Origin of the sequence: Teredinibacter waterburyi, assembly GCF_001922985.1 — a bacterium.
Lineage (GTDB): Bacteria > Pseudomonadota > Gammaproteobacteria > Pseudomonadales > Cellvibrionaceae > Teredinibacter > Teredinibacter waterburyi.
Genome location: NZ_MRUH01000012.1, coordinates 1 through 8,550, shown reverse-complemented (window position 1 = coordinate 8,550; position 8,550 = coordinate 1). Strand labels below are relative to the sequence as shown.

1 protein-coding gene is annotated in these 8,550 nt (G+C 48.4%); it reads left to right on the top strand.

The window, feature by feature from the left end; all coding sequences use genetic code 11:
- Positions 1-8,533 (top strand): beta strand repeat-containing protein (locus IDZ20_RS01290; protein WP_188149626.1); only part of this gene is annotated, 8,533 nt, incomplete at its 5' end.
- Positions 8,534-8,550: the final 17 nt, after the last annotated feature.

The window sequence follows — 8,550 nt, the reverse complement described above, 5'->3', positions numbered from 1 at the left end:
GGGTACAGACGATTTTATTCTGGCGGGCGGTTTAACGACTGTTATTTCTGGTGGAACTGCTGATGATGTTGAAGACGACACCCTTTCGATTGTTAGCACAGATACCACCGCTAACACCTGGACAATTAACGGCACCAATAGCGGTAGTTTAAATACTGCTGCTTTTACCAGCATTGAATCTATTCAAGCTGGCGCGGGTGCAGATACCTTTGCAATTTCGGCTGCGTTTGTAGGCAGTATTGGTGGTGGGGGTGGTAGTGATAGCTTCACTGTGAAAACTGCCGCAATACTGTTGGACTTGAATGCCGGTACCGGTGATGCCGATACTTTAAACCTAGATTACAGTACAGAAAGCATCTGGAATATGAGCGCCACTAGTGGCACGGTTAATAGTGGCGCTGAGATTAGCTACGCGAACTTTAATGTGTTTAACGGAAGCTCTGGCAAAGATATTTTTAATATAAACACTTCAATAACTGGAACTATCAACGGAAGTAGTGGTGCGGATGAATTTAAAACCGCAGCAGGTACAAACTTTGTCGGTGACCTTTCTGGGGGGGCGGGTATTGATAAGTTCTCTATTGAAGGCGTTGTTACGGGCAGCCTTAATGGTGGTGAGGGTGATGATCAATTTGATCTTACTGCCAATGTCACAGTGGCTGTTAATGGCGGTGATGATAACGATAGTTTTCATTTGCTCAGTGATACGTTTTCGAGCAGCGTGCAGGGTGGGGCTGGTACCGCTGATACTTTATATGGGTACAAAGCGGTATCAAATTGGAATCTCTCAGGCTCGTCCTATAGCGTTGTTGCCACCGGTACGACTTCTTTTAGCGGTGTTGAAAAAATAGTTGCCGCTGATCAGACGGCAGACAATTTTTCTTTTGATAGCGTTACAGGTAATGGTGCTTTCAGTTCAATTAGCGCTGGTTCGGGTGTTGGCGATACTGTGGATTTCACATCGGTTGTTGGGGGTGGAACCGTTAATTTGAACGGATCCGACTATGCTAGCAACCAAACTGTCGCCGGCGTTGATGGTATTGAGGGTGCGAAAGGTGATGCTGATATTACCCTCGCCTACTCTTCGTTAGCTAATACCGCTGTTTCTTGGACGATTATTGGTGAGGGCGACGGTAATGTTGCGGGCTTAGATTTCTTTGACATGGGGAGCTTGTTTGGCGGCGCCGGTGACGATACCTTTGAGTTCGTTGGTGGCTATCTTGTGGGGGGCGTTAGCGGTGGTTCTGCTGCTGGCACTGATAGCGATAAGATTGTTCGTACCCTAGCGGAAAGCGAAACTGAGTCTACGGTAGTAACAAACTGGACCTTGACTTCCGAAGGTACCGGCAGCATTACTTCAGAAGCAGTGGCAAGTGGTGATGTGACAACACATCTTGCCGACTTCAACGGTATTGAGAGCATTACTGGCAGCGCGGCTGTGGATAATGTGCTTTTTGAAGATGGCGCCTCCTTAGCTGGTGTTTTGAATTTAAGGGCAGGAAAAGATTCGCTAAGTAGTGAAAGCATGACGACCTACACCTGGGTTCTTAATAATGAGTACAGCGGTCGGGTTGGATTTATCAATGATAATTCCGAAGGAGGCTTTATTGGTGTTGAAAATATTATCGCAGATAAAAGCGCGCAAATCGTTGAGCTTGCGGGAGGTTGGGTTAACAGTTTTCAGGGAAGCAGTTTATTTGCTGACGAAATTTGGGTCAAAGATGCGAACCAAACGACGACTTGGCGAATAATCGGCGGGGACGCTTATAACTCTGACGATACCGGCTCTAATAATGATGGTCAGTTAGAATGGGTTACGGCGGATGGTGTTGAAGTCTTCATGGACTTTGTCGATTTCGATCTAATGTATGGCGGTGATGGCGTCGATAACGTATATCCGAATTTTGTAGATATTCGAGGTGGTATCTATGGCGGGCCAGGAGAGGGGGCGGGCGTTACAGACGTTATTGATTTTATTGACTTGAGCACTTTTGGCGAGGGAAATAAATACAGTATTAGCGCGAGCGGAGTACGTAGCGCTTATAGCGGTGCCAGTGGCGGCGGGGCGAAGGATGTCGCTGTGAACGATTTTGGTTTCGAAAGTAAAAATAACGTGGCGTTCGACACCTATTATGCTGATTGGGCTGCGGGTGTTACAGGCTGGAGTATAGACGGCACTAATGAAATTACTATTCGCAATGTGCACTATGAAAATGTTGGCTCCATTTACGGTACACCGGGTTCTGATACCTTCACTTTTACAAATGACGGATCTATCGCTGTAGGTATTTACGGTAATGACGGTTCAACTGATAATTCTGGAACAGACAAAATTATTGGAAATAATCTAGATACCACTTGGGATGTTGACACCTTTACTGCTAATGGCGGCAGCACGTCGGGCTTTGTTGGTAGCGGCGGGACATTTAGCTATGGGCTAAACAGCACTGTTTTCGATGGTATAGAGCAAATCGAAGGTGGTACTGCCGTCGATACGTTTAATGTTGATGCGCAGATAAGCCTGCTTGATGGCGGCGATGGCGATGATGTATTCAATATTAATGCCGCTTTGGTTAGTACCTTCACTGGGCGTTTAGTTGGTGGAAAAGGCAATGATGAATTTAATTTGTGGGTGCCTGTTAGTACTTCTATTTCCGGTGGTGACGGGGATGACCATTTTAATATTCGTGCTGCGACGGTGGTTGCTGATATTACTGCGGGAAACCATACCAACGGTGATTCGTTGACTTTAATGCATGACCAAGACACCACTTGGACTATTGACGGTGGTGGCAGCGAAACTGTTGTGGTTAGCGGGTCTGAAAATACCGTTACCTTTAGAGAGATGGAGCAGTTAACCGGTGGTGATGGTGTTGATAGCTTTAATATTGCAGTGAGCATCGCTGAAGTATCGGGCGGTGCGAATAGCGATAGCTTTGTGCTTAGCCGTAATGGTATTCAAACAACCCTTAACGGTGATACCGGCGCTGCCGATACGCTAACTCTTACGAATAGCGCAAGCAATAATTGGCAGCTGGACTCTGCCAATGGCGGCAAGCTCGGTGATATCACCTTCAGTAATATGGATGTGGTGGCAGGTGGTAACGGCGTTGATACCTTTAGTGTAACTGCAGCTTATAGTGGCGAGCTACGCGGTGGTGACAATGCGGATATCTTTAATATTGCCAATCAAGAGGCGAGCTTGGTACTAGCCGGTGCGGGTGGTGATGGTGTTGATACCGATACAATCGACACACTTAATATTAATCACGGTGAAAATAGTGTTTGGACCTTTGATGGCGGTAGCGAGACGGTAACCTCTGGTACTGGCTCTGTTGCCTTCTCGCAAATAGAAACCATTGCCGGCAGTAGCGCCGTGGACTCAATAACGGTTAGCAGTGACTTTGACGGCAGTATTGATAGTCGCGGCGGTGAAGACACCTTTGCCCTAAGTGCAAATGTTAGCGGCGGTGTTAATGGCGGTGACGACAACGATACCTTTAGTTTAAATGCTCAAGGCTTAAACACGGATATTCATGGCGATGCTGGTGTTGCCGACAAGTTAGTCGTTGCCCACGATAGAAGCGAAAACTTCTGGAGTATTACCGGTGTGGATAGCGGTTCGGTGGACGGCCTAGACTTTTCTACATTGGAACAAATTGACGGCGGTTCCGGTATTGACCATTTCGATATTAGCGCCAGCTTTATCGGTGCTATTAGTGGGCGTACAGGTGCAGACTTATACGCTGTAGAGCAAAGCGGTTTAACCTTAACGCTTGCTGATACCGGTACCAATACCTTATCACTGGATCACAATACCGCTAGCCTTTGGACGCTTAGCGATAGCACCCAAAGCCTTACCGATAATGACGCCGCGAATATTACCTTTAGTGGTATGTCGGTATTAAACGGCAGCAATGGCGCCGATACATTTAATGTTAGCGGCGCAGACTTTAGTGGTGTTATTAATGGTAGAGACGATGCTGACCAGTTTAATTTGGCTGCGAACGTTTCCGCTGGGGTAAATGGCGATGCGGGTGCCGATAGTTTTGTATTAGAGGCTGCTGGTTTAGCGATGAGTTTGAACGGTGGCAGTGATGCAACCGATAACGACACCCTGGTGGGCGCAAACACTACGAATGCGTGGAGTATTTCTGGGCGCGATCAAGGTACCGTTAGCACCACCAATAGCGTGACCTTTACGGAAATTGAAAACCTTACCGGCGGCAGCGATAAAGATACCTTTACCTACCAGAGCGGCAGTGATGTGCGTATTACTGGGCTAATCGATGGCGGAGCAAATCCTGCTGGTGCCTTAGACGCCATCGACGCCCTAGAACTTGGCGCAGGCATTACCGCTACCCTGGCTGGGGTGAGTTCGGATATTAACTTCCGTCGCGTCGAAACCTTAACCGCACAAACGGGCAGTTCGCCAAACTTCACAACAATTCAAAGTAGTACCGGCAAGAACACCTGGACTATCGACGGCCTGAATCGCGGCCAAGTAGAATTTTCGGAAGTTGTTGGCGATGTCACTCTTACCGAAACCACGCGTTTTACAGGCTTTCAAAATATTTTGGGCGGCGATGGTAACGACAGCTTTATTCTACAGTCGGGTGTTGCCGGTGTTGGTCGCGTTGATGGCCGCATTAGCGGTGGTGGCCAACCGGTTGGCGGTGGCGATAGCATTAATTACTCGCTAGTGGCTGATGATGTAACGATTCAAATTGGCGCAACAGAAAACGGTGTGGAAGACATTGAAGGCTACACCGGTTACGACGCGGGTTCGGTTGGCTCTAGCTTCAAACGTATCTTAGTGGGCGAGAATGACCAGAATGTAACCTGGCGTGTTTATTCTCAGGCCGACAGCGTGCGCATTGTTGATGGCGTTAACGATGGAGAATATCGACGTAGCGATGGAACGGTTTATACCTTCGAAAACTTCGACCATCTAGTGGGCGGCGATTTAGCGGATAGGTTTGAAATTCAGGCTGGTGGTGAAATTACCGGTAGTATTGATGGTGGTTTAGGCAGTAACGAACTAGTGCTCACCAATGCTACCGTTGCGCAGGTTCTGCGGCTTGGCGAAAAAGCCGCTGGCGATATTAATAGCGATAGCGTTGTCGATGTTGCTGGTTCCACTTGGTTGTATAACGTTACCACCTTAACCGGTGGCTTAAACGCTGTTGGTGGTCACACATTGGTGGGTGGCGAGACAGGTACCAACGCATGGAGTATTAATCAGCGCAATGGTGGTTCGGTTGCGTCGATTTTTGATGTTAATTTTACCGGTATTAGCAACTTGCTTGGCGGTAGCGGCACCGACAACTTTATTTTTACCGGCGCAGGTAAATTAGACGGTGTGTTAAACGGCGGCGCGGGCAGTGATAGCATTGATACTCGCGGCTTGGGTGAGCAAACATTTGTGGTTGGCGAAACGGCTAGCGCAGATCGTTTTAACCTGTATGCCGTGGAAACGCTGTTGGCCAATAACGCGGTAAACAATGGCTTAATTGCCGACAACCAAGTAAACAGCTGGGTTGTTGACGGTGTAGATCAAGGCAGCCTTAGCTACAGCGATAGCGGCGGAGCGCAATCTTTAGCGTTTAGCGGCATCAAACAGCTGACTGGTGGCACTGCTGTGGATACTGTGCGCTATACCGTTGATGGCGACATTAGCAACTGGGTTAACGGTGGCGCTGGTAGTGCTCGCGATGAACTTGATTTAACTGCATTAGATGCCGCAGTTACGGTTGCCTTTGTTGAGGAAATTAGCGCCGATATTACCGCGCTCGATTTCGAGGACATTAACGGCAATAGCGATTTTGACAATACGCTTTACGGTGATAATAAAGCGAATGAGTGGACCATTACCGCTACAAACCAAGGCGAAATTGACGGCGTAACCTTTACCGGTTTCGCCAACCTTAATGGCGGTAGTGCAACCGATAACTTTGTGTTTGATACCGATGGCAGTATTAGTGGTTATATCGATGGCGGCGCGGGTGTGGACGACTCGGTGAATTTACAAAGTACCCGCGAGGTTGTTGTCAATTTAGGTGAGGGTGAAAACCGTGTGATTAATATCGAAACGGTTATAGGTAACAACGCTAGCTCTACCCTTTACGCGGCAAATCAAGCCAACACTTGGACGTTAAATCAGGGCGAGAATGCGGGAACGGTTTCCGGTGTTACCTTTATCGATTTCACCGATCTTGTAGGTGGAAGCGCTAGCGATATCTTTAACATTCAAAACGGTTCTGTTAGCGGCTCTATTAACGCAGGAGCCGGTGACGACGAAATTCGTATTACCCTCGTGCCAGGTTTAACCGGTTCGGTAAAACTCGATGGTGGTGAACACGTCAATGGTGATCGTTTGTTAATTAGCAGCGGCTCGAATTCGGGCTACTCTGTGGCCTATTCGCCAGATATCGATGGTGACACCCAGCTGCGTTACAGCGGTAGCGATAGCTCTGTGTATAACGTTCGCTATACCGGTGCCGAAGATGTACGCGATAGTGTGCGTGCCGATACCCTAACCATCAATGGCACAGCAACAGCTGAGACCATTACCCTAACCAATGGCGCGGTTCAGGTTGGCGACTACGACCCGTTTGCTTATATCAATAAACGTAGCCTTGTCGTTGCGGGTGCAGCGAACGATACCATCGCAGTGGCGGAGCGCGTTTCTATTCAAGATAGGCTGACGTTGCAGAACGCCGTTGTCGATGGCAGTGCAGCCGGTGCTTCGTTAAATGCATCCAGCATTGTGTTAAGTTCGATTGGTGAGGCCGGTAGTGTAGGCACTCCATTACAGCTTGATACGGCCAGTCTTGCGATTCGCTCGGCCGCTGGCGATGTTGCTATTGTAAATGCTGGCGAGTTGGTTATTACCGAGCTTAGTTCGGCGAATGACGTAAGCCTCGCAGCGAATGGAAATGTATCGTCTACGGCGGCACTATCGTCGCAGGGTGAATTTTCGGTGGTGGCAAATAACGGCAATATCGAACTCGGTAACGCCGGCAATAATTTCACTGGCTCGGTAAGTTTGGTAGCCAGCGGCCATGCGGTAGAATTTAGCAATGTTAGCGCCACTGAATTGCGCGGCGTAGATGCTGGTTCGCTCAGCCTCACATCCGGCGGCGCTATTACCGATTCTGGCGCGGTGAGAGTTGCAGGTTCTGCCGAGCTTAGCGCGGTTGGCGATATTGTTTTAGATCATCAGTCGAACGATTTTGGTAGCGTTAAAGTTCTTCAGGCTAGCAACGTAAGCCTTGTAGATGTGAATGCATTTACCCTAAATGGCTTTAGTGCTCTCGGTACGCTGCAAACGCAATCTAATGGGCTTACTTTAAGTGCGCCGGTGCAGTCTTCTATGTTGGATATACAGGGTGGCAGCGGTGCCGTCACCATTGACGACAACATTCAAATTACCAATACGGCGCAAATTTCGGCTAACAGTATTGTTATAAATGACAGCCTGTCGGCCGGTTCGGTGCAGTTAATATCGGCTGCTGGTGGTATGACCATTGCCGGTAGTTTAATGGCAAATAATGGCCCACTGGAGCTTGATGGCGGGAGTGGTGTGATTAGCCAGTCCGGCTCGATGGAAACAAACGGTACAGAGATTCGTATGACGTCGTCTAACGATGTTGTCATGACTTCTGGTGCTAGCATCAATTCAAATGGTGGCAGTTTAACCGTAGCGGCGGATGATGTTACCTTGGCAGCCGTGAACGTCGCGGACAGCGTTATTAGCATTACTGCTAGCGGTTCAGTAGAAGATGCTACGAGCAATGCGGCGGCGCCATCATTTGATATTGTTGCGCAGCGCTTGGAAATTTCTGCGCAAAGCGGTATTGGCAGTGTTGGCAATTTAGAAACCAACGTAGCGCAGCTGTTAATTACCAATCAGAATGGCCGAGTTGCAGTTGAGAATAGCGGTGCCTTAGAAATTGAACGTCTGCGCGCGAATGGTAATGTGCGTATTCGCAATCTTGATGGCGATATATTACTGAACAATACCGCCGACAATTCTTTTGTCGCGAACGAAGGTGACGCGCTGAACGCTGGCGGGCTTACTAGCTCCGGTTATGGTCAGGCGGATATTTATATTAGTGCGGCACATGGTAATATTTTTGCCAGTGGCCCGCAGGATATAAAACAGCCCGAGGTTGTTGGCCGTAACGTGACCTTAGAAGTGGAGAATAAAGATTTTGCTATTGGTTCTCAGGCTCGCGCCTTGGTAGTGTATGCATCTGATACGGTTTTATATCTAACCAAGCGCGGTGTTAATCCAACCTGGCCGTTGGCATATGCGCCAGCAGATTATGTTCCAGAGCAAGCCTTGGCGGACCAGTTTGATGCCGGCAGTATTGCGGGAGAACAATTGGTTGAGGTTGAAGAAATTGATGAGATCGATCCAGCTATTTTCACCGCGGTAACCAACTACTTCTTTGATGATATTTCGATTCGTTTACCAGATGACCAGTTATACGAAGATGAACTAGACGAACTTGCTGCAGCGCAGTAATCAGTAAAGCCCAGCCC